Origin of the sequence: Bordetella ansorpii, from assembly GCF_900078315.1 — a bacterium.
In the GTDB taxonomy this organism is placed as follows: domain Bacteria; phylum Pseudomonadota; class Gammaproteobacteria; order Burkholderiales; family Burkholderiaceae_B; genus Bordetella; species Bordetella ansorpii.
Window position 1 is genome coordinate 1341583 of sequence record NZ_FKBS01000014.1, and the last position, 24128, is coordinate 1365710.

20 protein-coding genes and 3 tRNA genes are annotated in these 24128 nt (G+C 66.7%); 14 read left to right on the top strand and 9 right to left on the bottom strand.

Translation table 11 applies throughout. The features are described from left to right. Positions 1-64: 64 nt before the first annotated feature. From pnp to A7W11_RS13850, 3 genes are all read left to right on the top strand, one after another. Positions 65-2224, top strand: a complete 2160-nt coding sequence (pnp, locus tag A7W11_RS13840; protein ID WP_066413133.1) for a polyribonucleotide nucleotidyltransferase — start codon at positions 65-67, stop codon at positions 2222-2224. Between the two features lie 242 nt (positions 2225-2466). Beyond that, positions 2467-3210: a hypothetical protein gene (locus A7W11_RS13845; protein ID WP_066413143.1), complete on the top strand. Its 744-nt coding sequence runs from the start codon at positions 2467-2469 to the stop codon at positions 3208-3210. Positions 3211-3226: 16 nt separating this feature from the next. Next, complete coding sequence (locus A7W11_RS13850; protein WP_066413148.1) at positions 3227-4444, top strand: threonine ammonia-lyase; 1218 nt, start codon at positions 3227-3229, stop codon at positions 4442-4444. Positions 4445-4469: 25 nt separating this feature from the next. On the opposite strand, the gene A7W11_RS13855 is transcribed toward A7W11_RS13850, so the two are convergent. From A7W11_RS13855 to A7W11_RS13865, 3 genes are all read right to left on the bottom strand, one after another. After that, a complete protein-coding gene (locus tag A7W11_RS13855; RefSeq protein WP_066413160.1) occupies positions 4470-5075 on the bottom strand; it encodes a PIN domain-containing protein in 606 nt (201 codons plus the stop codon). A gap of 134 nt (positions 5076-5209) precedes the next feature. Beyond that, the gene (locus A7W11_RS13860) at positions 5210-6304 is read right to left on the bottom strand and encodes a helix-turn-helix transcriptional regulator (protein ID WP_066413171.1); all 1095 of its coding nucleotides are present in this window, start codon (positions 6302-6304) and stop codon (positions 5210-5212) included. 131 nt (positions 6305-6435) lie between these two features. Continuing rightward, positions 6436-6520: transfer RNA gene (locus A7W11_RS13865), tRNA-Leu, on the bottom strand. A 171-nt stretch (positions 6521-6691) separates the two neighbouring features. On the opposite strand from A7W11_RS13865, the gene A7W11_RS13870 reads away from it, so the two are divergent. Next, positions 6692-8041: a ParB/Srx family N-terminal domain-containing protein gene (locus A7W11_RS13870; protein WP_082887225.1), complete on the top strand. Its 1350-nt coding sequence runs from the start codon at positions 6692-6694 to the stop codon at positions 8039-8041. A 126-nt stretch (positions 8042-8167) separates the two neighbouring features. Here the strand turns inward: A7W11_RS13870 and A7W11_RS13875 are convergent. Continuing rightward, positions 8168-8255 (bottom strand) — tRNA-Ser (locus A7W11_RS13875). A gap of 184 nt (positions 8256-8439) precedes the next feature. Here A7W11_RS13875 and A7W11_RS13880 point away from each other — a divergent pair. The 3 genes from A7W11_RS13880 to secG all read left to right on the top strand — a co-directional run bounded on the left by A7W11_RS13880 (position 8440) and on the right by secG (position 10781). Then, entirely contained in the window at positions 8440-9417 is a 978-nt protein-coding gene (locus A7W11_RS13880) for an NAD(P)H-quinone oxidoreductase (protein WP_066413175.1), read from the top strand. Between the two features lie 134 nt (positions 9418-9551). Continuing rightward, positions 9552-10298 (top strand): triose-phosphate isomerase, encoded by a 747-nt coding sequence (tpiA, locus tag A7W11_RS13885; RefSeq protein WP_066413182.1) that lies wholly within the window; start codon positions 9552-9554, stop codon positions 10296-10298. 21 nt (positions 10299-10319) lie between these two features. Continuing rightward, positions 10320-10781: a preprotein translocase subunit SecG gene (gene secG / locus A7W11_RS13890; protein ID WP_066413184.1), complete on the top strand. Its 462-nt coding sequence runs from the start codon at positions 10320-10322 to the stop codon at positions 10779-10781. 96 nt (positions 10782-10877) lie between these two features. Here secG and A7W11_RS13895 read toward each other — a convergent pair whose 3' ends face one another. Next, positions 10878-11810 carry a LysR substrate-binding domain-containing protein gene (locus A7W11_RS13895; protein ID WP_066413187.1) on the bottom strand — a complete coding sequence of 311 codons (933 nt, stop codon included), beginning with the start codon at positions 11808-11810 and terminating at the stop codon, positions 10878-10880. 243 nt (positions 11811-12053) lie between these two features. On the opposite strand from A7W11_RS13895, the gene A7W11_RS13900 reads away from it, so the two are divergent. The 4 genes from A7W11_RS13900 to A7W11_RS13915 all read left to right on the top strand — a co-directional run bounded on the left by A7W11_RS13900 (position 12054) and on the right by A7W11_RS13915 (position 17185). Further along, positions 12054-13898: a CocE/NonD family hydrolase gene (locus A7W11_RS13900; RefSeq protein WP_066413197.1), complete on the top strand. Its 1845-nt coding sequence runs from the start codon at positions 12054-12056 to the stop codon at positions 13896-13898. A gap of 47 nt (positions 13899-13945) precedes the next feature. Continuing rightward, on the top strand, positions 13946-14974 hold the full coding sequence (locus tag A7W11_RS13905) for an extracellular solute-binding protein (protein WP_066413202.1): 1029 nt from the start codon (positions 13946-13948) through the stop codon (positions 14972-14974). Positions 14975-15106: 132 nt separating this feature from the next. Beyond that, the gene (locus A7W11_RS13910; protein ID WP_066413204.1) at positions 15107-16864 is read left to right on the top strand and encodes a monovalent cation:proton antiporter-2 (CPA2) family protein; all 1758 of its coding nucleotides are present in this window, start codon (positions 15107-15109) and stop codon (positions 16862-16864) included. Positions 16865-17100: 236 nt separating this feature from the next. Further along, positions 17101-17185: transfer RNA gene (locus A7W11_RS13915), tRNA-Leu, on the top strand. Positions 17186-17348: 163 nt separating this feature from the next. Here the strand turns inward: A7W11_RS13915 and A7W11_RS13920 are convergent. Next, entirely contained in the window at positions 17349-17852 is a 504-nt protein-coding gene (locus A7W11_RS13920; protein ID WP_156523071.1) for a hypothetical protein, read from the bottom strand. A 468-nt stretch (positions 17853-18320) separates the two neighbouring features. Here A7W11_RS13920 and A7W11_RS13925 point away from each other — a divergent pair, with 468 nt between their 5' ends. Together A7W11_RS13925 and A7W11_RS13930 are read left to right on the top strand one after the other, a co-directional pair. After that, entirely contained in the window at positions 18321-19568 is a 1248-nt protein-coding gene (locus tag A7W11_RS13925) for a dicarboxylate/amino acid:cation symporter (RefSeq protein ID WP_066413209.1), read from the top strand. Positions 19569-19663: 95 nt separating this feature from the next. Continuing rightward, on the top strand, positions 19664-20281 hold the full coding sequence (locus tag A7W11_RS13930) for a polysaccharide deacetylase family protein (RefSeq protein WP_066413212.1): 618 nt from the start codon (positions 19664-19666) through the stop codon (positions 20279-20281). On the opposite strand, the gene A7W11_RS13935 is transcribed toward A7W11_RS13930, so the two are convergent. Further along, positions 20258-21286, bottom strand: a complete 1029-nt coding sequence (locus A7W11_RS13935; protein WP_066413216.1) for a phosphotransferase enzyme family protein — start codon at positions 21284-21286, stop codon at positions 20258-20260. The two genes, A7W11_RS13930 and A7W11_RS13935, sit on opposite strands and share 24 nt — an antisense overlap. Here A7W11_RS13935 and A7W11_RS13940 point away from each other — a divergent pair. Then, positions 21285-21983 carry a cephalosporin hydroxylase family protein gene (locus A7W11_RS13940; protein ID WP_066413220.1) on the top strand — a complete coding sequence of 233 codons (699 nt, stop codon included), beginning with the start codon at positions 21285-21287 and terminating at the stop codon, positions 21981-21983. The genes A7W11_RS13935 and A7W11_RS13940 overlap by 2 nt on opposite strands. On the opposite strand, the gene A7W11_RS13945 is transcribed toward A7W11_RS13940, so the two are convergent. Continuing rightward, positions 21940-23151, bottom strand: coding sequence for a glycosyltransferase (locus A7W11_RS13945; RefSeq protein WP_066413226.1), 1212 nt, complete (start codon positions 23149-23151; stop codon positions 21940-21942). The two genes, A7W11_RS13940 and A7W11_RS13945, sit on opposite strands and share 44 nt — an antisense overlap. Next, positions 23148-24113, bottom strand: coding sequence for an asparagine synthase-related protein (locus A7W11_RS13950; protein WP_235816869.1), 966 nt, complete (start codon positions 24111-24113; stop codon positions 23148-23150). The genes A7W11_RS13945 and A7W11_RS13950 overlap by 4 nt, the downstream gene beginning before the upstream one ends. Positions 24114-24128 lie beyond the last annotated feature (15 nt).

A 24128-nucleotide genomic window follows, 5' to 3' on the forward strand; every position in this document is an offset into this window, starting at 1 on the left:
CAACCGTGGTCGCCGCGATGTCATCGCAGCGGCCACGGTTTTTTATTTGCAAGGGATATCCGTCATGTTCAATAAAGTCACCAAAACGTTCCAGTACGGCCAGCACACGGTCACGCTGGAAACCGGCGAGATCGCTCGCCAGGCATCCGGGGCCGTCGTGGTCTCGATCGAGGATACCGTTGTCCTGGCCACCGTCGTGGCCGCCAAGAAGGCCAAGGCCGGCCAGGATTTCTTCCCGCTGACCGTCGACTACATCGAGAAGACCTACGCCGCGGGCCGCATCCCCGGTGGCTTCTTCAAGCGCGAGGGCAAGCCCTCCGAGAAGGAAACGCTGACGTCGCGCCTGATCGACCGTCCGCTGCGTCCGCTGTTCCCCGAAGGCTTCTACAACGACGTGCAGGTCGTCCTGCACACGCTGTCCGTCAACCCGGAAATCGATCCCGACATCGCCGCCATGATCGGCGCCTCGGCCGCGCTGGCCATCTCGGGCATCCCGTTCAACGGCCCGATCGGCGCCGCGCGCGTGGGTTACATCAACGGCCAGTACGTCCTGAACCCGACCGCTTCGCAGGTCAACGACTCGGACCTGAACCTGGTCGTCGCCGGCACCGAAACCGCCGTGCTGATGGTCGAATCCGAAGCCAAGCAATTGTCCGAGGAAGTGATGCTGGGCGGCGTGGTCTACGGCCACGAGCAGATGCAGACCGTCATCAACGTCATCCATGACCTGGTGCGCGAAGCCGGCAAGCCCGACTGGGACTGGCAGCCCGCCGCCAGGAACGAATCGCTGATCGCCGCCGTGTCGGCCGCCGCCCAGGAAGGCCTGGTCGCCGCCTACCAGATCCGCGAAAAGCAGGCGCGCACCACCAAGCTGCGTGAAGTCTACGCCGACGTGCACGCCAAGCTGGCCGAACAGGCCGCCACCGCCGGCCAGGTCGCTCCCGATGGCGTCGCCGTCGACAACGTCCTGTTCGACATGGAAGCCCGCATCGTGCGCGGCCAGATCCTGAACGGCGAACCCCGCATCGACGGCCGCGATACCCGCACCGTCCGCCCGATCAGCGTGCGCCTGGGCGTGCTGCCCCGCGCGCACGGCAGCGCCCTGTTCACCCGCGGCGAAACGCAGGCCCTGGTGGTTGCCACGCTGGGCACCAAGCAGGACGAGCAGATCATCGACGCGCTCATGGGCGAGTACCGTGACCGCTTCATGCTGCACTACAACATGCCTCCCTTCGCCACCGGCGAAACGGGCCGCATCGGCGTGCCGAAGCGTCGCGAAATCGGCCACGGCCGCCTGGCCAAGCGCTCGCTGGTCTCGCTGCTGCCGGCGCCGGAAGACTTCCAGTACACCATCCGCCTGGTCTCCGAAATCACCGAATCCAACGGCTCGTCGTCGATGGCATCGGTGTGCGGCGGCTCGCTGGCCATGATGGACGCGGGCGTCCCGCTGAAGGATCACGTGGCCGGCGTGGCCATGGGCCTGATCCTGGACAACGGCAAGTTCGCCGTGCTGACCGACATCCTGGGCGACGAAGATCACCTGGGCGACATGGACTTCAAGGTTGCGGGTACCGACAACGGCATCACCGCGCTGCAGATGGACATCAAGATCCAGGGCATCACCAAGGAAATCATGCAGGTGGCCCTGGAGCAGGCGCGCGAAGGCCGTCTGCACATCCTGGGCAAGATGCGTGACGCCCTGGGCGAGTCGCGTGGCGAGCTGTCGGCCTTTGCGCCGCGCATGCTGACCATCAAGATCAACCCCGAGAAGATCCGTGACGTGATCGGCAAGGGCGGCGCCACCATCCGCGCGCTGACCGAAGAAACCGGCACGCAGATCGACATCTCCGACGACGGCACCATCGTCATCGCCAGCGTCGACGAAAGCAAGGCCAAGGAAGCCCAGCGCCGCATCGTCGAACTGACCGCCGACGTCGAAGTGGGCCAGATCTACGACGGTTCGGTACTGCGCCTGCTGGACTTCGGCGCCATCGTGCAAGTGCTGCCGGGCCGCGACGGCCTGCTGCACATCTCGGAAATCGCCAACTACCGCATCGCCAACATCAACGATGTGCTGAAGGTGGGCCAGGCGGTTCGCGTCAAGGTCATCGAAGCCGACGACAAGGGCCGTCTGCGCCTGTCCGTCAAGGCCATCGGCGGCATCGAGCAACAGCAGGCCCAGGCCGCTGAAGCCGCGCCCCAGGCAGCTCCCCAAGCCGAGTAATCCATGACGGCGTGCGGTCCGGTTTGCCGGGCTGCACGCGGTGCTGGTACTCGCCACGCAAGGCCCCGACCGGGTTTCCGGCCGGGGCCTTGTTTTTTTGCAGCGGCAGAGCGGAGCTTTTACGGTAAAGTCATGCCACTCTCGATGGCGGGCGGTTTGCGCCGTCCCCCCGGAAAACGGCGGTCCTTCCCCGGGGCCGGCCCGGCCGCATCGGCGTGGCCTGGCTTTTCAGACGGAGCACGATGGCGACCTGGCTTGCGACCGCGCGCGTACTCGGGCTGGCAGGCGTGATGCTGCTGGCGGGGTGCGCCATGCCCCAGGGAACCCCGCCGTCGGGTGCGTCCTCCAAGGGACCGCGCCACGAAGGCATGTCGGCCGACCAGTTGATGCAGACCGACTTCAACCGCACGGTCACACTGGCCATGCGGGACAACCTGTCCAGCCTGTACACGCTGCTGGACAAGCTTTACCGCCGCAATCCGCGCGAATGGCGCAAGGCCGGGCAGACCGATCAGACGGCCGCCGTGGCCCGTGTGCGCGGCATGATCGAGCAACGCCGGCCGCCGCCGGGCCTGGCTGGCCTGCGCGACATCCAGGTGCTGGCGGTGGCGCTGGACCCGGCCTACCAGGGCGACCGCGTGGCCGCGTTCGTCTACGGCCTGGCCGACACCATCCTGGCCGCCCACGACGGCAAGACCCGCTTCTATGCCACCGACGCGCTGGACGGGCAGCGGATCTACAATGCCGCTCGCAATGTCGAGGCCGCCGCGTGGCTGCTGGCCTCGCGCCGCAACCCGCAGGGCGAGCCGCTGCTGCTGGCAAACGAGATGTCCGCAGAGGCCATCAACCTCAGCTTCGAGCGCGAGTTCGGCGCGCTTATCGGCCGGCTCGATCTCATCGCCAACCTGTTGGGCGAAAACACGCGGCGCATCGGCATCAATTACGCGCAAGGGCTGCTGTTCTTCAACTTCCTGCCTGTGCGTTGAACTGGAAAGACCTATCGTGATCGACCTCGCTGCCATTCAAGCCGCCCGCCTCCAGTTGCAGGGCCAGGTGCAGAAAACGCCATTCAAGCACTCTCGCACCCTGTCCGACATCCTGGGCGCCGAGATCTGGCTGAAATTCGAGAACCTGCAGTTCACCGCTTCTTTCAAGGAGCGTGGCGCGCTCAACCGCATGCTGGCGCTGTCCGAGCAAGAGCGCAGACAGGGCGTCATCGCGGTCTCGGCGGGCAACCATGCCCAGGGCGTGGCCTATCACGCGCAGCGGATGGGCGTGCCGGCCGTCATCGTCATGCCGCGTTTCACCCCCACCGTGAAGGTCGCCAACACCCGGCGTTTCGGTGCCGAGGTCGTGCTGGCCGGCGATACCTTCGACGATGCCAAGGCGCATGGCTACGAGCTGGCCAAAAGCCGTGGCCTGGTCATGATCCACCCCTACGACGATCCCGCCGTGATGGCGGGGCAAGGCACGCTGGGGCTGGAAATGATGGAGGCCCAGCCCGACCTGGACATGCTGGTGGTCGCCATCGGCGGCGGCGGGCTGATCTCCGGTATCGCCACGGCCGCCAAGGCCATCAAGCCGGACATCGAGATCATCGGCGTGCAGACCGAGCGTTTCCCGTCGATGTATGCCGCGATACAGGGGGTGCCCATGGCCTCGGGCGCCTACACCATCGCCGAAGGCATCGCCGTCAAGTCGCCGGGTACGTTGACCGAGCAGGTCGTGCGCCGCCTGGTCGACCGCATCGAGCTGGTCAGCGAGGGCGAGATCGAGCACGCCATCGTGGTGTTGCTGGAAATCGAGAAGACCGTGGTGGAAGGCGCGGGCGCCGCGGGTCTTGCCGCGCTGCTTCAGGCCCAGGCCGCGGGCCGGACCGACTTCCGGGGCAAGCGCATCGGCCTGGTGCTGACGGGCGGCAACATCGATCCGCTGATGTTGGGCGAGCTGATCGAACGCGGCATGGTGCGCGCGGGCCGCCTGGCGCGCATCCGCGTCGACCTGCGCGACCTGCCGGGCGCGCTGGCGCACGCCACCAAGCTGATCGCCGATGCGCACGCCAACATCACCGAAGTGCATCACCAGCGCGCCTTCACATCGCTGCCGGTCCGCAACGTCGAGGTGGATTTCGTGTTGCAGACGCGCGGGCCCGAGCATATCCAGGAAGTGATCGAAGTCTTGAACGCGGCGGGATTCGCCGCGAGCAATCACGACCACTGAGCCTCGGCGGCAAGCCTGCGTGGCGTCAGCCTTGCTGGCGGCCCTGTCCCGACACCAGCTTTTTCAGGCGGTACAGCCGCTCGCGATGCAGGGTGTTTTCCAGCGGCTCAGGCTCGCGGCCCAGCGCCACATAGTCTTCGGACACCTGCCGCACCGCGGCATCCAGTTTCTGCGCGTCGGCCTGCCACCACTGCGCCAGGAAGTGGTCGGGCGCAAAGGCGTCCAGCCCCTGCCGGCGCAGTTCCGAACGGTTGAAGTCCTTCAGGTTCCAGGTCATCACGTGCACCGTCGGCGTGTATTGCAGGCCGCAGCGCGCACGGCGGGCCAGGCCGGCCGCGATCACGTGGAAATCCTTGGGGTCGCTGTAGCGCAGCACGGCCTCGTAGGCCTGGATATCCGACTCCAACGCGCCGGGAAAACGCTGATTCATGGCGTCCCATCGCTCGGTCAGCATGTCCTGTGGCACCTGCCACAGGCGCGCGGCGTTGCGCCGCCATTCCTCGCCGATGCGCTCCGTCCACACGGGCTGGAACACCCCCAGATCGGCCACGCGCAGCAATAGCTGGCGCAGCACCGTGGACATCAATACGCAGGCGTCCAGGACGACGAAAGGCGGGGAAGCGGTAGACATTGTGCAGCGAAGGGGCGTGGCGACGGAGAGGGGACTGCCGCGATTGTTGCGCCACGCCGGCCGATGTGCAAATACAGGCTGGCGCGAGGTCCCGCAGGATCCCTGCGCGTCGGTGCATCAATCGGCCCGCGGCACTAACTGGCGGCGGACTCGGCCGCCAGGCTCAGGCGTGTGATCAACAACAGCAACTCGGCCTGGCGGCGTGTGCCGGTCTTTTGGAACAGTGAAGCCAGTTGCGTCTTTACCGTGGCGTACGACACGCGCAGCGATTCGGCGGCCTGCGCCAGGCTCAGGTCCTGTTGCAGCAACTCCAGCAGGCGCGTCTCGGCGGGCGTCAGCCGAAACAGATCGGTCAGGCTGCCTTGCAGGGACAGCGGCTGCCCGGCGGCGCTGCGCACCAGCACGAGCGCCAGCGGCTGCGTGTGCGCGGCCGCGTAGCGGTGATCGGCAGGCAACGGCGTGGCGACGACGTAATCATCGCTGGGTGTATGCAGACGGAAGGCGGCCGCCCGCGCGGGGCCCTGGCGGCCACAGGCCGTGTGCAGCACGCGTTGCCAGTTCGCGTGGGTACGCAGCTTCTTGCCGTGCTGCGCCTGCCATTGTTCGCCAGCGGCATTGGCCAGCGCCACGTGGCCGTCCGCATCGGCGATCAGCAAAGGCGCGGCGACCGCATCCAGGGAGGTCCTGGCCAGCGCAGCCTGTCGCTCCATGTCCGCCAGGCGCAGCCGCAGCCGGATCGACTCGCGCAGGTGCGGCACGAGCCGCAGCAGCGCGCTTTCGTCTTCGGCGGCGAACGGCCCGCGATCCTTGGCGCGCTGGAACGAGATGTACCACTCGGCGCCGGGCAGGCGCACCATGGGCGCGCACATCAGGGCGCCCATGTCGTGGCGATGGAAGAAATCCTGGTAGAACTCGGAGGCCCGCATGCGGGCTTCGCCGAAGTCGCGGTGGTCGACGTAGCACTCGCCCACCGGCGTCCGGGGAGCGAACTCGTGGCCGGGGTCGTGCGCCGCGTAATAGGTTTCGTAGTCGTCGATGACGGGCTGCGGCAGATCGGGCGTGTCGGCCACCACCACGCGGCCGGGCGGCTCCAGCAGCATCAACGCCGAGTGTTGTCCGCCGACGTGCGCGCAGACGGCCTTCAAGGCCGTGTGCCAGCGGTCTTTGTGCAGAATGCCGGCATACAGCTTGCCGACGATTTCTGCTTCTTCCCTCGTGGTTTCGCCCATGCCTGTGCCGGAGTCCGGTGTAGACCTGCCAGTGACGGAATGCAATCCAGCCAGATGGTACCGTTAACAATCGGGCGCTGCGAGAGGTATAACCCTGAAACGGGCTATCTGGAAAGGGGGAGGGTCTGTGGTGGTGCATCCACCCGGGATCGAACCGGGACGCCTTGCGGCGAGGGATTTTAAGTCCCTTGCGTCTACCAATTTCGCCATGGATGCGCGGCGCCGGAGGGCCGGGCTTGCGCCGGATCCAGGCCGAAAGAGGCGGCAACTATACCATCGGCCTGGAGTGGGGCATTTGCGACGGAATCACATATTGCAATCCTGGTGACACATTGCAACGACAGCATGACAGCCTTCCTTAACAGCCACCAGAGCTCAAGAGCGTCCATGCCCATCCAGACCGCATCCCCGTCCCAACCTTGGTTCCAACTGCACCGCCGCGCCGCCCGTGTGGCCGCGCTGGCCCTGCTGCCCCTGGCGCTGGCCGCGTGCGGCGGCAGCGATGACGACGACGAAGTCGCCGACGACACGCCCGTCACGCAGCCGTCGACGCCCGACACCCCCGCCGATACGCGCAACCAGACTTACCTGAAGGCCGCCGAAGGCGACATCCTGAAGGTCAAGATCAAGGAACTGATCCCCACGCAACCGGCGCTGGGCTACGACCAGATCTACTACAAGCTGGGCCGCTGGCAGGGCGACTTCGACCGTCCCACGTGGACCGCCGATCCGGATTCGCAACTGGACTACATCAACGACACGGTCGCCAAGAAGTTCGGCGATTACTGCGAAGACACCGGCCAGCATGATTTCGGCGGTTTCGACACCATTGCCGACGCGCGCGCCGCGACGCTGGCCGACCTGAGTTCGTTCCAGTGCGACAGCGAGCCGGGTGCGGATCCCGAAGACAAGGCCGTGATGAAGACGGTCGTGATCGGCTACGACGGCAACCTGTACCTGACCGACGGCCATCATTCGTTCAGCGCCCTGCGCGAGATCTTCGACGGCGGCCCCGAGCTCGAGGTGTACGTGCGCGTGTCGGCCAACTACAGCGACATCGCCACCAAGGAAGCCTTCTGGCAGAAGATGGTCGACGAGAAGCAGACCTGGCTGATCGACGGCAACAACCACCCCATCACCGTCGACCAACTGCCGACGCGCCTGGGCATGGCCAACGACACCGAGCCGGGCGGCATGGCGGAAGACAAGTACCGCTCGCTGGTCTACTTCACCCGCGACATCGCCTACAAGCAGGGCGAGCTGCCCGAGTTCGCCGAATTCCTGTGGGGCGACTGGATCCGCCGCCAGCAGCAGGTCATGGGCACGCAGATCCGCGTCCTGCCGTACTACGCGCTGTCGTCCACGACGACGGCCGGCCTGGCCGACGTGGTCGCCAAGAGCTCGATCGAGGAGAGCGCCACGACGCCCGGCACGTACGAAGCGGTCGCCGGCGAGAGCGACATCAGCTACTCGGCCGCCGTGCGCGACGTCACGCTGCAGATGATGAAGCTGAGCGACACCGACGCGGTCTATGGCGACTACACGGCGGCTAGCCTGGGCCATATCACCCTGGGCGCCGACGCCGACGAGACCGACGACGCCCTGACGGAACTGGACGAGCTGTCGCGCGGCGACGTGAAGAGCAACGGCGAGTCGCGCAAGGCCGGCAAGCTGTGGTACGCCGCGCACTATCGCACCTGCGGCAAGCCTGCCGCGGGTACGTGCTGGGGCTATTGATCGGCATGTCCGTGCATCTTCGGATGCACGGATGCCTGTGTCGATGCTATGAAAACGGCCGCATCGCGGCCGTTTTCCATTTGAAGGTATGCGGGACGCAACAGGCGTGCCTGCGCCCTGATTCGCTGGCGGAAGCTCAGGGATTCGAACCCTGGAACCCTTGCGGGTTGCCGGTTTTCAAGACCGGTGCAATCGACCACTCTGCCAAGCTTCCTGCGGCATTCGTGACGCTTGCTGGCCGGTGCGGACAGCCGGGCGGCTTGACGCCCGTTGGTCACTGAAGGGCTGCAATCATAATCGATCCAGGCAACAGGCGTCTGCCGCATGGCCGTTGCGGTTGCGCGGGTCCCTGCAAACAGCGGGATAATGGACGCCTCAACCAAGTTGGAGGCAATCCCATGCGTGCAGTCGAGATTTCCAAGCCCGGTGGTCCTGAAGTACTGGTACCGGCCGAGCGCCCCATGCCCGAGCCCGGTCCGGGCGAAGTGCTGATCAAGGTGGCCGCGGCCGGCATCAACCGGCCCGACGTGTTCCAGCGCAAGGGCAACTATGCGCCGCCGCCGGGAGCCTCGGATCTGCCGGGCCTGGAAGTCGCGGGCGAGATCGTCGCGGGCGATGCCGCGGCCGGCGGCTTCGCGCTGGGCGAGCAGGTGTGCGCGCTGGTGGCGGGGGGCGGCTACGCCGAGTATTGCGTGGCCCCGGCGGTGCAGTGCCTGCCGATCCCCAAGGGCCTGAGCCTGATCGAGGCCGCGGGCCTGCCCGAGACCTATTTCACCGTCTGGAGCAACGTGTTCGACCGCGGCCAGTTGGCCGAAGGCGAGGCGCTGCTGGTGCATGGCGGGGCCAGCGGCATCGGCACCACGGCCATCCAGATCGCGCGGGCCATGGGCAATCCGGTCTACGCCACGGTGGGCAGCGACGACCGCGTGCGCGCCGTCGAAGAACTGGGCGCCACCAAGGGCATCAACTACAAGTCGCAGGATTTCGTGAAGGAAGTGCTCGACGCCACGGGCGGCGCTGGCGTCGACGTCATCCTGGACATGGTGGCGGGCGACTACATCCCTCGCAACATCAAGTGCCTGGCCGACGACGGCCGCATCGTCATCATCGCGTTGCTGGGCGGGGCCCAGGCGCAGGTCGATTGCAATCATGTGTTGCGCCGGCGCCTCACCATCACCGGCTCCACGCTGCGTCCGCGTCCGGTGGCGTTCAAGGGCCGGATCGCGCGCGCCCTGCAGGCCCGCGTGTGGCCGCTGCTGGAATCGGGCGCGATCAAGCCCGTCATCCACGCCACGTTGCCGCTGGAGCAGGCGGCAGCCGGCCACGCCATGATGGAGTCGGGTGAAAACATCGGCAAGATCATCCTGACGATTTAAGGCTGTAACGGTCAGGCGCGTTGCGCGGCAACAGGATACAATCTTGGGTTTGACCGGGATTTTCCCTTCCGGTCTTCCCCTATCAGAGATCATCCCGAGATCCATTGACAATCCTGTTGACAACCCATCGCCCAATGACCACGACCCAAGCTCGCGCCCGCCTTGTGCTGGGCAACTGGAAGATGCACGGCAACCTGGCCGAGAACGCCGCGTTGCTCGAAGCCTTGGGCACCGCCGACCCGGCCGCGCATTGCCAGTTCGGGGTTTGCGTGCCGTTCCCGTACCTGGGCCAGGTGCAGCAACTGCTGGAAGGCAGTTCCATCGCCTGGGGCGCGCAGGACGTCAGCAAGCACGACAAGGGCGCCTACACCGGTGAAGTGTCCGCCGCCATGCTGGCCGAGTTCGGCTGTACCTGGGCGCTGGTGGGCCACTCCGAGCGCCGCTCGCTGCACGGCGAGTCCGATCAGATGGTGGCCGACAAGGCCGCCGCCGCGCTGGCCGCCGGCATCACCCCGGTGGTCTGCGTGGGCGAGTCGCTGGACGAGCGCGAGGGCGGCAACACCCTGGGCGTGATCCAGCGCCAGTTGGCTCCGGTGCTGGCCCTGGGCGCCGACGCCCTGGCGCGCATGGTGCTGGCCTACGAGCCCGTCTGGGCCATCGGCACCGGCCGCACCGCCAGCCCCGAGCAGGCGCAGGAAGTGCACAGCGCCATCCGTGTGGCCCTGCAAGGCCTGGGCGTGCCCCAGGTTCAAGTTTTGTACGGCGGCAGCGTCAAGGCGGCCAATGCCGCCAGCCTGTTCGCCATGCCCGACATCGATGGCGCCCTGGTGGGCGGCGCGTCGTTGGTGGCCGATGAATTCCTGCGCATCGCCGCAGCCTAAAGTTTCCGTTCGGAGTTTTTCATGTCTATCAATACTGTGTTGATGATCATCCAGGTCCTGTCGGCCCTGTCGATCATCGTGCTGGTCCTGCTGCAGCAGGGCAAGGGCGCCGACATGGGGTCGGCATTCGGCACCGGCTCGGCCGGCAGCCTGTTCGGCGCGTCCGGCGCGGCCAACTTCCTGTCGCGTTCCACCAAGTGGGCCGCCGTGGTCTTCTTCGTGTCCACCGCCGGCCTGGCTTACGTCACGCATTCGCTGCACATCGGCAGCGCCAATCCCGTCGAAAGCGGCGTGATGCAGAACTACCAAGACCGCTCGGTGCCCCAGGTGCCGGGTGGCGCAGCCCCGTCGTCGTCCGTGCCGGGCGCGGGTTCGGTGCCCGCCGCGCCGTCCACGCCGGCTCCGGCTGCGCCGGCCGCTTCCGACAACTCGGTGCCCAAGGCCCCGGCGGAAACGCCCGCTGCCCCCGCACCGGCCAAATAAGTCTCTCGTATCGCCGGCACGCGGACGCCTCATCGTTCGCCGCCGGCACGCAAGACCCCGACAGCCTGGCGCCGTATCGCGCCAGGCTTGTTCATTTCATGGCGCGGGCCGCATGCGTGCCCCGCGCCATCGGCCTCCCTCGATCAGTTCGCGCACCAGGCTGACCAGCGCGTGTTCCACCGCCTGGCAGGCCAGGCTGGTCTCGGCCGCCGCCGACACGCACAGCGCGGCGCGGCGGCGCAGGGTGTCGTCCAGGATCGGTATGCCCACGATGTCAGAGGCCACCGAATTTCCTTCCGCCAGCGCCGACCACGGCAACACCGTCCAGCCCCGGCCATGCCGCGTGCAGGTCAGCAGGATGGACACCGCGCTGGTCTCGGCCACCAGCGTCAACGGCAGCCCCGCTTCCGAGCAGGCACGCTCCACGATCACCCGCACCGAATTCGGAAAGCTGGGCAACAGCAGCGGCAACGAGGCCGCCTCCGCCAGGCTGATCGCCTGCTGCCGGGCCTCTATCGGCAAGCCGACCAGCATCAGTTCCTCATCGAACAGCGGCACCGTGCGCATGCCGTGGCGCGGCCGCACCTCCATGGCGATGGCCATGTCCAGGCGTTGCGTGGCCACGGACTCGGCCAGGCTGTAGGTCGACGCCTCGATCAGTTCCAGCGTGACGCCAGGCAGCGTCTGGGCCACGCGGTCGATCAGCGGCAGCGCCAGCACCCGCGACGTGCTGGTGGGCAGGCCCACGGTGACGTGGCCCGAGGGTGTCTCGCGGGTGCGTGCCACGGCGGCGCTGGCCTCTTCCACTTGCCGCAGCACGGCCTTGGCGTGCTGGTATAGCACCAGGCCGGTATCGGTGGGGCGCACGCCCAGCGGGCTGCGTTGCAGCAGCACAGTGTCCAGCTCGGCCTCCAGGTTGGCGATGTGCTGGCTGAGCGAGGGTTGCGCCACGTGCAGCGCCTGGGCAGCGGCCGTGATGCTTTCGAGTTCTACGATGCGGGCGTAGTAGCGCAGTTGCCGCAGGTCCATCGGGTCGGGGGATAGGCTGGTGTTATGGGCAGAGGGTGCAGAGGCCCAGACTAGGCCTTAACCGGTCCGCATGCACTAGAGATAACCCCTATAAAAAGGGCCTGCCGAGACGGCCATGCCCCTACCATCGTTTTTTCCTATGGGTGCATCGGCAATGCGTATTTGGTTCGCGGCGCCGCACGCGCCGATGATGCGTTCGATCGGCGGGCATGTGGCCCGCCGCAACGTATCACCGGTAGTGCCATGTCCGCAGAAACCATCGTGTCCGACGACGCCTGGAAGGTGTCGCCCCAGCAATATGGGCAATCGCGTCCCCCCGAATTCGCCTTGCCGTCCGCGCCGCAATCGCGTTATCTGACGATGCGCGACGGCTGCCGCCTGGCGATCGACGTCTACCTGCCGCAAGCCCACGAAGGTCGCGAGCCACCGGCGCAACTGCCCACGCTGCTGTTCTTCACGCCTTACTACCGCCGTTTCAAGATGGCCGAAGGCGCCACGGGCGAGAACAATCCCAACACCGGCAAGTTCCGCGATTACTTCGTGCCGCGTGGCTATGCCGTGATCGTGATCGACGTGCGCGGCACCGGCGCCAGCTTCGGTACGCGCGACAGCTTCCGCTCGCCGCGCGAGCGCGAGGACAGCCGCGAAGTGGCCGATTGGGTGGTCGCCCAGCCGTGGTCCGATGGCGTGCTTGGGGCGACGGGCGTGTCCTATCTGGGCGCGGCCTCCGATTTCCTGGCCAGCACAGGCCACCCCGCGGTGAAGGCCATCGCGCCGCTGTTCTCGGTATGGGACACCTATATCGACAACTACTTTCCGGGCGGCATCCAGCTCAAGGCGCTGACGCAAAGCTACGACGACCTGATGGTGGCCATGGACCACGACCGCCGCGAGATGCTGTCGCGCTTCGTGTACTACGCCAACCCGGATTTCCGCGGACCGCAGCCGGTGGACGAAGACGGCGACGGCACGTTGGTGCAGCAGGCTGTGCGCGAGCACCTGGGCAACTTCCGCCAGACCGAGTTCATGCCGGAGTTCCGTTTCCGCGAAGAAGCGCTGCCGTACGATCCGACCTTCAGCTCGGCCTCGTTCAGCCCCTATGCCGTGGCCGAAGGCACGCGCGAAGACGTGGCGATCCTGTCGGTGTCGGGTTGGATGGACGGCGCGGGCTACGCCAATGGCGCCATCGCTCGCTTCCTGACGTTGTCGAAGAATCCGCGCCATCTGCTGCTGGGTCCTTGGGATCACGGCGCGCGCATCGACGTGTCGCCTTGGCGCCGCTCTGAATCGCCCGATTTCCCCTGGCTGGCCGAGATCCTGCGCTTCTTCGACCATTACCTGATGGGCCGCGATACCGGCCTGCAGCATGAGGCGCCCGTGCATTATTTCAGCCTGCATGCGCAGGCCTGGCGTGGCGCGGAACAATGGCCGCCGCAACTGGAGCACACCGCACTGCACCTGAACGGCGAGGGCCGGTTGGAGACCCAGCCGTCCCAGGCCGAGGGCTCTGACGACTACCAGGTCGATTTCACGTTGGGCACGGGCCACGGCACGCGCTACGAGCGCATCGCGGCCATCAACAGCACCGAGTACTACCCGGACTGGCAGGGCCGTACCGACCGCCTGCTGAGCTACACCTCGGCCCCGCTGGACAGCGCCGCCGAACTGGCTGGCCATGCGGTGATCGAGCTGCACCTGTCCAGCAGCGAGCCCGATGCCGCGCTGTTCGTCTACCTGACCGAGATCGAGGCCGATGGCCGCGAGCGCTACGTGACCGAGGGCCTGCTGCGCGCGCTGCATCGCAAGGAAGCGCCGTGCCCGCCGATGTTCCGCACCTCGTGGCCGTTTCGCACCTTCCGCCGCGAGGATGCCAGCCCGCTGGTGCCGGGCCGGGCCGAACTGATCCGCTTCGCCATGCTGCCCGTGGCCTGGCGTTTCTCGCCGGGCAGCCGTATCCGCGTGTCGCTGGCGGGCGCCGATGCCGATCACTGCGGCCAGATTCCGCATGGCCGTCCGCCTCGGCTGACCGTGCATCGCGGGCCCGGCCAAGACTCCCGCCTGCTGCTGCCGCTGCGCAAGCTGGCCTGACCTTTTTCGCTTTCTGAATCGTTGTCCCTGAAGACCGGAGATCCGACATGCCTCACCTGACCCGCCGTCAACTGCTTTGCGCCGCCATGGCTGGCGCGGCCTTTCCGGGGCTGTCGTTCGCCGCCCGCCAGCAACTGGTGGTGGGGACGTGGGGCGGCGACTTCGGCAACATCCTGAAAGCGTCCGTCGACGATGCATTGATGGAGCCCAAGGGCATCGAAGTCGTCCAGTCCATCGGCGCGCCCATGCAACGCCGTGCCAAGCTGCTGGCCGAGCGCAATTCGCGCCGGGGCAGCATGGACGTGGCCTGCCTGGCTGACTTCGACATCCACGCCGCCGCTGGCATGAATGCGCTGGCGCCCGTGAACGAAGACACGGTGGCGCGTACCCGCCACGTGCTGCCCTTCCTGAAGAAGTCGCACGCGATTCCCCATATCTATTCGGCCTACGTCATCGTCTACAACACCGACATGGTGAAGACCCCGCCCACCTCGTTCGCCGATCTGTGGGATCCGAAATGGCGCGGCCGCGTGGGCCTGTGCGATTTCCAGTACACGACCAACACTGCCATCGCCGCCATCGTGGGCGGAGGGTCGATGAGCAACTTCGCGCCCGCCCAGGCCAAGCTGGACGAGATGAAGGCGCTGGACGCCAAGGTGCTGCCGTCCACCGAGGCGGTGGCCGTGGCGCTGAAGTCGGGCGAGATATGGTTCACCATCATCGCCGCGGCCCGTGCCTACATGTGGCGCAAGCAGGGCGTGCCGGTGGCGCGCATCGTGCCGTCCGAGGGAGGCATTCCCACTTCGTACGAAGCCGCCGTGCCCGCCAACACGCGCCAGAAGGAGCTGGCCTACGGCTACCTGGACGCCATGCTGTCGCCCAGCGCGCAATCCGCGTTCGCCAGCCGCATGGGCTACCTGCCCACGGTGGACGACGTGAAACTGCCCGAGGAGCTGGAGCGCGAGATCAACTTCACGACCCAGCAGCGCGAGAAAATGATGCAGTTGGACCTGGATTATCTGCAGCAGAACCAGGCCTCGATCCTGGACGCCTGGAACAAGACGTTCAAGGGCTGATGGCCGCGCGGGCGCATGCCTGCGGGCGATTGACAAACCGGGCCTCATGCCAAGGTATGGGGCCTTTTCACGCTCGTGCCTTCAAACAGCCTTTATGATGCGGCCAAACAACGCATACAGGAAAGGCTCGCCATGGCAGTGGAATCCGGGGCAGGTGGTTTGGAGCAGGTGCTGACCCTGCTGGGTGCAGCGGTGGTGGCGGTGCCGCTGTTCCGCAAGTTGGGGCTGGGCTCGGTATTGGGGTATCTGGTGGCCGGCCTGGTCATCGGCCCCTTCGGCCTGGGGCTGATCAACGACGACGGCACCTTGCTGCACGTGGCCGAGCTGGGTGTGGTGATGTTCCTGTTCATCATCGGCCTGGAGATGCGGCCCTCGCATCTGTGGGGCCTGCGCCGCCAGATCTTCGGCCTGGGCAGCGCACAGATCCTGGTCTGCGGCCTGCTGCTGACCGGCGTGGGCCTGGCGTTCGGCTTCCCCCTGGCGGTGTCGTTCGTGTCGGCGATGGGATTCGTGCTGACGTCCACCGCCATCGTCGTGCAGATCCTGAACGAGCGCGGCGACATCGCCCAGCCGGGCGGCCAGCGCATCGTCTCGGTGCTGCTGTTCGAAGACCTGCTGATCGTGCCGCTGCTGGCCATCGTGGCCTTCCTGGCCCCCGAAGGCGCCGCGCCGCGCGAGCCGGCCGCCGTGCTGCAGAACATCGGCATCGCCGCCGGCGCGATCGCCGTGCTGGTCGCCGCGGGCCTGTGGCTGCTGAACCCCCTGTTCCGCATCCTGGCCCGCGCCAAGGCGCGCGAGGTGATGACCGCGGCCGCCCTGCTGGTGGTGCTGGGGGCGGCCGTGTTGATGGAGAAAAGCAACCTGTCCATGGCCATGGGCGCCTTCATCGCGGGCGTGCTGCTGTCCGAGTCCAGCTTCCGCCATCAGCTGGAGGCCGACATCGAGCCGTTCCGGGGGCTGTTGCTTGGGCTGTTCTTCCTGGCGGTGGGCCTGTCGCTGCGCCTGGACGTGGTCTATGCCAACTGGATGCTGATCTGCGCCGGCGTGGTCGCCATGATGGTGGTGAAGGCGCTGTGCATCTATGGCGTGGCACGGTTGCTGAAGAGTTCGCGCGGCGAGGCGTCGGATCGCGCCATTTTGATGGCGCAGGGCGGCGAGTTCGCTTTCGTGCTGTATCAGGCGGCTGCGCACGGGGGCGTGATCGACGCGCAGGTCAATGCCAACATGACGGCGATCATCGTGCTGTCCATGGTGCTGACGCCGCTGGCTGTGATCGCTCAGAAGCGCATGGCGCGCAAGGAAGCGCCGTCGATGGATGGCGTGGACCGTGCCCAGGACCTGAAGGGCTGCGTGCTGATCGTGGGTTTTGGCCGCGTGGGGCAGATCGCCAGCCAGGGCCTGCTGGCCAGTGGGGCGGATATTTCCATCATCGACAACGATCCCGAAGTGATCCGCAATGCCGAGAAGTATGGGTTCAAGGTGTACTACGGCGACGGGGTGCGGCCGGATGTGCTGCATGCGGCGGGGATCGATAAGACGCAACTGATCCTGATCTGCGTGGATGACAAGGTGGCGGCTACGCGGATTGTCGAGAACGTGCAGGAGGTCAACCCGCATACCGAGATTCTGGTGCGGGCGTGGGACCGGGAGCATGCGGTGGAACTGATCAAGCACGATGCCGATTTCGTGGTCCGCGAGACGTTCGAGTCGGGGATGGCGATGGGGCGCGAGGCGGTGCTGCGGCTGGGGGCCACCGAGGAAGAGGCGCAGGGGTACCTGGACGAGGTGCGGCGGCGGGATGCGGAGCGGCTGGTGCTGGAGACGACCGGGGGGATCTTTGCTGGAAGGGATTTGATTCTGGGGAATATGGCGAAGAAGCAGGGGGCGTGAGTGGGCGTGGTCGGTGGGGCGGCTTGATGGGTAGTGCTCAGGCCGCGGCCCGTGCCCGGTTACAACGGCCGCAGCGGGCTCCAGGCATGCCGATTTGAGTGCTGATACAGACTCATGCTAGAATTTCCGACTTCCTTGGCGAAGTGCGGCCTCAGTACTTGCAGCCAGGAAAGATCAGGAAGTCCATCGAGCCACATCGCCTTCGCGGCAGGGGTTCGGTCGGTGAAGTGCCCAATGCCGACGTGGTGAAATTGGTAGACACGCTATCTTGAGGGGGTAGTGGCGAAAGCTGTGCGAGTTCGAGTCTCGCCGTCGGCACCAAGAATTTGTCCGGGTTGTCCCCGGGTGTACCAAGAGCCCGCAGTTCTCCTATGAGAATGCGGGCTTTTTGTCGTTCTGGATGCGCCGCTGCTGGCTGAGGCGATTGCGGCTTTGTCTGAAGCCTGGCACCGCCCGCCGGGCCTCAACGCGACGGGCGGATGAGTCACTGACCTGCCTTTGCGATGGCGCGCGCTTTTGAGTTCTGCAGCCTGTGCTCCAGCAGCATCTGTTGCTCGGTGCCGATGGGGCCCTTGCGCACGCTGACGACGCCCGGTTCGCTTATCAGCCAGTATTCGCCCCGGTTGCGCTCGTCTCCTTCGCAGATGGCAACTTGCAGTTCGCGTTCCGTGCCTCCCCCCAACGCATTGCCGCTTGAAATACGCGCGCATCGCGCTATTTCCTTGACCGCATGGCTGCCATCGAGCACATGCACTTCAAGCGCATATCCGGATTTTTTCTCGGCAAGCATGCTGTCGCCGCCGGTATTTGCCTGCAGATAGGCGACGGGACTCTCTGTCGAGCCGGGGGCCGTGGCCTGCTTGTCATCCGGGCCTGATGACGCTGCGCGGGCCGTGGGCTGCGTGGCGCCAGCGACCAGCATGGCAATCGATAACCCCAGGACGGCGAGCCATTGCCGCCGCGGCGAATCGCGTTTCGTGCTGTGCATGAGTCTCCCTTTGGTTGGCGAGAAAAGCTGCGCATGCCGATTGCAGTGCTTCGATGCTAGCCAAGGTGGATAGGAAGAAATCGATACCGCAGCGATTTGATGCAATTCCCAATATCTCGCTATTCCAGTGCTATCTCCGGAACGGGCGTCCGCCTTCCCTCGATGGATTCGCAAGCGCCCGGCCAATGACAAGCAACCGATATTCCCCAGAGCGCCCGCTTGTGAGGTCTGGACGCGGCGCATGGCGGGCCGGCATCCCGGTAACGATCTGCCCCGGATTCCATCCAGGGTTTTCCCGTATGATTCGCCCTCCGGGCACCGGTGCATACACAAAATACGCACCCATCTGCCCATTTTTTGTACCTGCTCGCCCGCCGTGCTGCTCCCCGGCGGGCGGCAGCCGCCTTTTCCGCACCACTGAACGCGCCCCGCCACGAGCCCGGCGCGCCGCCACGAGGAACCTCAGCAATGAAGAACCGCCTGACCCTGAGCATCGCCATCGCCATGCTCCTGGGTGTCGCCGTCGGCTACGCATGCCACGTCAGCATCACCGATGCCGCGCAGCTCAAGGAAGTCGCCGGCTACTTTTCCATCATCACCGACATCTTCCTGCGCCTGATCAAGATGATCATCGCGCCGCTGGTGTTCGCCACGCTGGTATCCGGCCTGGCCGGACTGGACAGCGGCGGCGAGGTGGGGCGGATCGGCTTGCGGTCGGTGCTGTGGTTCGTCTGCGCGTCGCTGGTCTCGCTGGGCATCGGCCTGGTGATGGCGAACGTGACCGCGCCGGGCGCGGGCCTGAACCTGACGGCGCCCGCGACCGAGGTGGCCACGGGCTTGAACACCTCGGGCCTGAACGTGAAGGACGTCATCACGCACGCCTTCCCGACCAGCGTGCTGGACGCGATGGCGCGCAACGACATCCTGCAGATCCTGGTGTTCTCGGTGTTCATGGGCCTGGCGCTCAGTGCACTGAAGCGCGATCCCAAGGTCGCCTATGTGGTCAACGTGGTCGACGGCATGGTGCCGGTGATGCTGCGCCTGACGGACTATGTGATGCGTTTCGCGCCGTTCGGCGTGTTCGGCGCCATTGCATCGGTGGTGACGGTGCGCGGCCTGGACGTGCTTTTTACCTACGGCAAGCTGCTGGGCTCGTTCTACCTGGCGCTGCTGCTGCTGTGGATCGTGCTGTTCGCGGTGGGCTGGGCCTTCCTGGGTTCCAAAGTGATCACGCTGCTGAAGACGATCCGCGAGCCGGCGATGATCGCCTTCTCGACGGCCAGCAGCGAAGCCGCCTTCCCGCGCCTGACCGAAAAGCTGGAAGAGTACGGCGTGGACAAGAAGGTGGTGGGCTTCACGCTGCCGCTGGGCTATGCCTTCAACCTGGACGGCTCGATGCTGTATCAGGCCTTCGCGGCGATCTTCATCGCGCAGGCGTTCGGCGTGGAGATGTCGGTGTCGCAGCAGGTCACCATGCTGCTGATCCTGATGATAAGCAGCAAGGGCATGGCCAGCGTGCCGCGCGGCGCCGTGGTGGTGGTGGCGGCGGTGGCGCCCATGTTCCACCTGCCAGCGGCGGGGATCGCGCTGATCCTGGCCATCGACCAGTTGCTGGACATGGGCCGCACGATGACCAACGTGATCGGCAACAGCGTGGCCACGGCGGTGATCGCCAAGTGGGAAGAACAGCGCAAGCCGGGGGCTGACGCGGCCTGATAAGGCCACCCACGGGTCGCGTCCGACGCCGTTGGGCCCTGCTACGATGGCTGCCGTGTCCCACGCCTGCGCAGCACTTTCCGCACCACGCACGCATGCTCGTACGCCTGACCTTCGACGACGGCCCCGGCCCGTCCACCCCGGATCTGCTCGACGTCCTGCGCGATGCCTCGTGCAGGGCCACCTTCTTCCTGCTGGGCGGGAACCTGGCGGCCGGCTGGGAGGTGGCGGTGCGGATGGCCACGGAAGGGCATGTGCTGGGCAATCACACCTACTCGCACGCCAGGGCGGGCGAGCTGCCCCAGGCCGGGCTTGCCGCCGAGATCGACGCCACGGACGCGTTGATCCGCAAGGTCTATATGGATGCCGGGCTGAAGCCTTCCGCATCGATTCCCCTCCGCCTGCCTTACGGCGTGCAGCCCGAAGACCCGCGAGTACGCGTGCTTGAAGGATTGGGCCGCGAATCGCTGGGATGGACGCTGATCCTGGACGATTGGCATCAGCCGCAACCCGCGCCGGATGTGCTGCTTGCCAGCATCGGACGGCATGTCGAGGAGCAAGGCAGGGCGGGGCAGGACGTGTTGCTCTGCCTGCACGACGGCTCGCGCCATCGCGAGGCGCGTCCGGCCACGGTGGAAACCGTGCGGCGTTTGTTGATCGATCCGCATCTACGGGCGCTGGTGCGGGAATCAGGGCCAGCGGGCATCCCATAACTGGCGCACGCAACCCAGGAATCCCATGCCCGGGCCCGGCAGCCACAGGCCGCGCTGCGCGGCATGCAGATGGATCAATACCTGGTCTGCGCAGAACAGATGCATGAGCATGCCGCGGTTGCTGCGTAGCCACCCGATGGGAGCCCCCGGCTGGATCCGCGCGTAGGCGTGCAGTCCGTCGTCCCAGACCGAGGCATCGAAGACGAAGGCGTCTTCACGCGCGACATCCCGCGACAAGGCAAACAGCGCGAACGCGGTCTCCACCCAAGGCGATCCCTGCCCGACATCGTCGAAATCCAGGATGCCGCAGACGTGCTGATCGCGGTAAAGCAGATTTCCCGCATGATAATCGCCATGCAGCCATTGGACGGGGCCGGGAACACCAGCGTCTTCCTCCGACAGGCGGTCGGCGATACGCGCCAGCAGGAAGCCGCATTGTTGCGGTGTCATCGATGGCAGCATCGGGCCGGCCAGATCGGCCACCCGCGCCTGTCGCCTCCGAAGCCAGGACAGCGGATCGTCGGTATCGGTGGCGATGCCACCCGCCAGCGCCGCATGCAGGCGGGCCAGCGTGTGCATGGCGCTGGCGACCCCTGTCGCGCGCGCCGCATCGCTCGTGTCCGACGCCGGCGGATAGACGCCATCGCGGGCATCGACAGCCGCTTCGCCGAATTCGCCGACCTCGCCGGGAATGACGTCGAACACATGCAGCCAGCGGCCATGCACTTGCACGCACGCCTGGCCATCCCGCGTAGGCACGAGACAAGGCACGGCGGGCAATGCCTGCGCGCCCGCCAGATGCCGCAGCACGGTCGTCTCATCGCGCACCTGCCGTTCGGACTTGTCTTTCCACGACATCCGCAGCACGACCTCGCGCGCATCCACCCGCGCCACATACGTTTTGTTAGTATGGCCCGTCGGCGTGGCCCGCACCGAGTCCGCCCGCAGCTCCCAATGCCTTTCCAGCAGGGCGGCAACGTCCATTTTTTCCACGCTATCCATCATGTCCGAGCGCATCTCCGCCCGCATGCGGGACATCAATATCGAATGGCTGGCGCGCGCCGCGGAATTCGATCATCTGTTCAACATCCGCTGGCTGGGCGAGCGCTTCTTCCATCTGCCGGGCGACATGCTGGCCTTGCAGGAACTGGTGTGGCGCATCCGCCCGTCGGTCATCGTGCAGACGGGCATCGCCGCGGGCGGCGGCGTGGTGTTCTCGGCGTCGATGCTGGAATTGGCGACGGACACGGGCCGCGTCGTGGCCATCGAGCCGCGCCTGCGCGACGAGGTGCGGCAGACGCTGCAATCCCACCGCCTGGCCCATCGCATGCATCTGGTCGAAGGCGAGTCCTGCTCGCCGGATGTGTTGGCCCAGGTGCGGCAACAGATCGAGCGGAACGGCGGCCAGGGGCCGGTCATGGCCATCCTGGACCTGACGCACACCCATGCGCACGTGCTGGACGAGTTGCGCTGCTACGGCGAACTGGTCACGCCTGGCAGCTACGTGGTGGTCATGGACACCATCATGGAATACCTGCCCGCCGGGATGTTCCAGGGCAAGCCCTACGGGCGCGGCAACAACCCCGCCACGGCGGCAGCGGCGTTTCTCGAAGGCGATACCCGCTTCGAGGTCGATCATGACATCGAGGACCGCGTCATCATGACGCTGTCTCCGGGCGGTTTCCTGAAGCGAGTGCGCTGATCAACTGCGCGGCCCGCGCCGAGCCGTCCTGCCCTGCGTAGCTGGCGGCGATGCGAGCCGCGTTGTCGTGGAAGGCGCCGGGCCGTTGCAGCAGGGCGCCGATGGCGTCGGCAATCTGCGCCACACTGGCTTCGCGCAGATCCAGGCTGCAACCCGCGCCCGCGCGCTCGACGAAATGCGCCGAATGGAACTGGTCGTTGCACAGCGGCGACAGCAGCATGGGCACGCCGCAGGCCAGCGACTCCATCACCGAGTTCGCGCCGCCGTGGTTGATGAACACGCTGGCGCGGCGCAGCACCGCCAGTTGCGGCGCGTAGCGCACGGCAATGGTCTGCTCGCCCAGATCGGGCATCTGGTCGGCGTCCGCCAGTTCGCCGGCCGACACCACCAGTTGCACCGGCGTGCCGTGCACCGCCTGCGCGACTTTGGCGAAGACGTCCGGGTGGTAGTAAAGCTGGCTGCCCAGCGACAGGTAGACCAGGGGCCGCGCCGGGTCCAGGCGTTCCCAGGGGAAATGCAGTTCGTCGCCGCGCGGGCCGTGCGGCATGGCGGGGCCGGCCAGTTCGACGCCCGGCGGCGCCTTGCCCACCAGGGCTTCCGTGGCGAAGGCCAGGGTGAGATGCGGCGACAGCACGTCGCAGCCGCGAAATTCCGCCCGCAAGCCATGGCGGGCGAACAGCGCGTCGCGTTCGGGCGACAGCCAGCGCACGGTGCGCAGCAGATCCGAATCCAGGTGGTCCGGCAGCACGGGATTCAGCGAGTTCGACATCGACACCCAGGGCACGCCTTCCAGCGAAGCCGCGATGGCCGAGGCATACAGCAACGGATCGATCACCACGACGGTGGGCTGCCACTGCCGGATGAGGGCTCGGATGCCGTCCACCAGATCGGCGGCACGCTCCACCAGCAGCGTGTGGATCCATCGGCGCAGCCAGGCCGCGTCGCGGATGTTGGCCGCGAAACCCGCGCCGCGCGACAGGTCGTGCCGCTCGGGCGTCTCGCGCGGGCCCAGGAAGGCGAAGCCGCCCGCGCCGTGCAACTGATCGCTGATGTCGGCGGGGGCGTAGAAGGCGACCTCGAAGCCGGCCGCGCTCAGGTGCTGGGCGGGGCCGATGCACGGATTGACGTGCCCCTTCTCGGGGACGACGCAGAACAGGATGCGTTTCATGGCTGGAGAGGGGCTTGAAGGTGATCCAGGGTCAGGGCCAGCGTGGTCCACTGCATGCGCTCGATGTCCGTATCCAAGGTGGGGGCGTCCAGGTTCAGCATGCCGGCCAGCGCCAGGATGCGGCCGCGGTCCATCACGGACGACAGATCCATGGCGGGGGCCAGGCGGCCGCGCTTGGGACCGCGCACCAGGCGGTCGGGCAGGCCCAGTGTCGATCCCAGGTCGCGCAGGCATTGCTTGCCGGGATCGGGCGGTAGCGAGATCAGGTGTTGGACGACGGCGGTATCGATGAACGGGGCATGCAGCCGCACCGATGCGGCGCCGAACAGGGCGTTGCACAGCGGCAGATAGTTGGCCGACACGTCGCGCCGCATCACCTGGTCGGCGCCGTCGCCCGACAGCGCGGCCTGGATGCCGTCGGCGGCCATGGCCTCGGCCAGCAGCAGCTTGGCCACGGGATGCAGGTTGAACATGGGCTCTTCCACGCACCGGGTGGCGCGGGGCAGCGCGCGCACGAAGTCCGGTCCCGTCACCTGCACGACCTTCACGCGGGCGCCCAGGCGTTGCGCGATGTCCAGCGCGGCGTCGCGTTCGCAGTAGTCGGGCATGCCGGTGGCCAGGATGTAGGCGGGGATGTCCTGTTGCACGCCCAGTTCCTTCAGCAGGACCAGCAGCAAGGCCGAGTCCAGGCCGCCGCTGAGTGCCAGGGCGACGCGTTGGCCGCTGGCCAGTACGCGCTGGATGGCGTCGCGCAACAGGGCCTGCAGATCGCCAGGCTGAGGGGCGATTGGCCTGGCGTGAACCCTCAGGCCAGAGGACGTCCGTTCCAGCATGTGCCCCGGCGGCACGGCGCGGACGTTGCGCAGCACGGTGCGTCCGGCAAGGCGTGCGCTGCTGCGGATCTCGTGGCGCGGGCTTGCCTGCGAATCACGGCGCTGTTCATCGCGGTTGGCACCGGGCATGCAAATGCCGAGCGA

What these genes read in the sequence shown, in the direction of transcription:
- A7W11_RS13860 (WP_066413171.1), bottom strand. Translation starts at nt 6,304, where the DNA reads ATGGGCGAAACCACGAGGGAAGAAGCAGAAATCGTCGGCAAGCTGTAT.
- A7W11_RS13945 (WP_066413226.1), bottom strand. Translation starts at nt 23,151, where the DNA reads ATGAAACGCATCCTGTTCTGCGTCGTCCCCGAGAAGGGGCACGTCAAT.
- secG (WP_066413184.1), top strand. Translation starts at nt 10,320, where the DNA reads ATGTCTATCAATACTGTGTTGATGATCATCCAGGTCCTGTCGGCCCTG.
- A7W11_RS13855 (WP_066413160.1), bottom strand. Translation starts at nt 5,075, where the DNA reads ATGTCTACCGCTTCCCCGCCTTTCGTCGTCCTGGACGCCTGCGTATTG.
- A7W11_RS13940 (WP_066413220.1), top strand. Translation starts at nt 21,285, where the DNA reads ATGTCCGAGCGCATCTCCGCCCGCATGCGGGACATCAATATCGAATGG.
- A7W11_RS13930 (WP_066413212.1), top strand. Translation starts at nt 19,664, where the DNA reads ATGCTCGTACGCCTGACCTTCGACGACGGCCCCGGCCCGTCCACCCCG.
- A7W11_RS13845 (WP_066413143.1), top strand. Translation starts at nt 2,467, where the DNA reads ATGGCGACCTGGCTTGCGACCGCGCGCGTACTCGGGCTGGCAGGCGTG.
- A7W11_RS13895 (WP_066413187.1), bottom strand. Translation starts at nt 11,810, where the DNA reads ATGGACCTGCGGCAACTGCGCTACTACGCCCGCATCGTAGAACTCGAA.
- A7W11_RS13935 (WP_066413216.1), bottom strand. Translation starts at nt 21,286, where the DNA reads ATGATGGATAGCGTGGAAAAAATGGACGTTGCCGCCCTGCTGGAAAGG.
- A7W11_RS13910 (WP_066413204.1), top strand. Translation starts at nt 15,107, where the DNA reads ATGGCAGTGGAATCCGGGGCAGGTGGTTTGGAGCAGGTGCTGACCCTG.
- A7W11_RS13880 (WP_066413175.1), top strand. Translation starts at nt 8,440, where the DNA reads ATGCGTGCAGTCGAGATTTCCAAGCCCGGTGGTCCTGAAGTACTGGTA.
- A7W11_RS13905 (WP_066413202.1), top strand. Translation starts at nt 13,946, where the DNA reads ATGCCTCACCTGACCCGCCGTCAACTGCTTTGCGCCGCCATGGCTGGC.
- pnp (WP_066413133.1), top strand. Translation starts at nt 65, where the DNA reads ATGTTCAATAAAGTCACCAAAACGTTCCAGTACGGCCAGCACACGGTC.
- A7W11_RS13925 (WP_066413209.1), top strand. Translation starts at nt 18,321, where the DNA reads ATGAAGAACCGCCTGACCCTGAGCATCGCCATCGCCATGCTCCTGGGT.
- tpiA (WP_066413182.1), top strand. Translation starts at nt 9,552, where the DNA reads ATGACCACGACCCAAGCTCGCGCCCGCCTTGTGCTGGGCAACTGGAAG.
- A7W11_RS13900 (WP_066413197.1), top strand. Translation starts at nt 12,054, where the DNA reads ATGTCCGCAGAAACCATCGTGTCCGACGACGCCTGGAAGGTGTCGCCC.
- A7W11_RS13870 (WP_082887225.1), top strand. Translation starts at nt 6,692, where the DNA reads ATGCCCATCCAGACCGCATCCCCGTCCCAACCTTGGTTCCAACTGCAC.
- A7W11_RS13920 (WP_156523071.1), bottom strand. Translation starts at nt 17,852, where the DNA reads ATGCACAGCACGAAACGCGATTCGCCGCGGCGGCAATGGCTCGCCGTC.
- A7W11_RS13950 (WP_235816869.1), bottom strand. Translation starts at nt 24,113, where the DNA reads ATGCCCGGTGCCAACCGCGATGAACAGCGCCGTGATTCGCAGGCAAGC.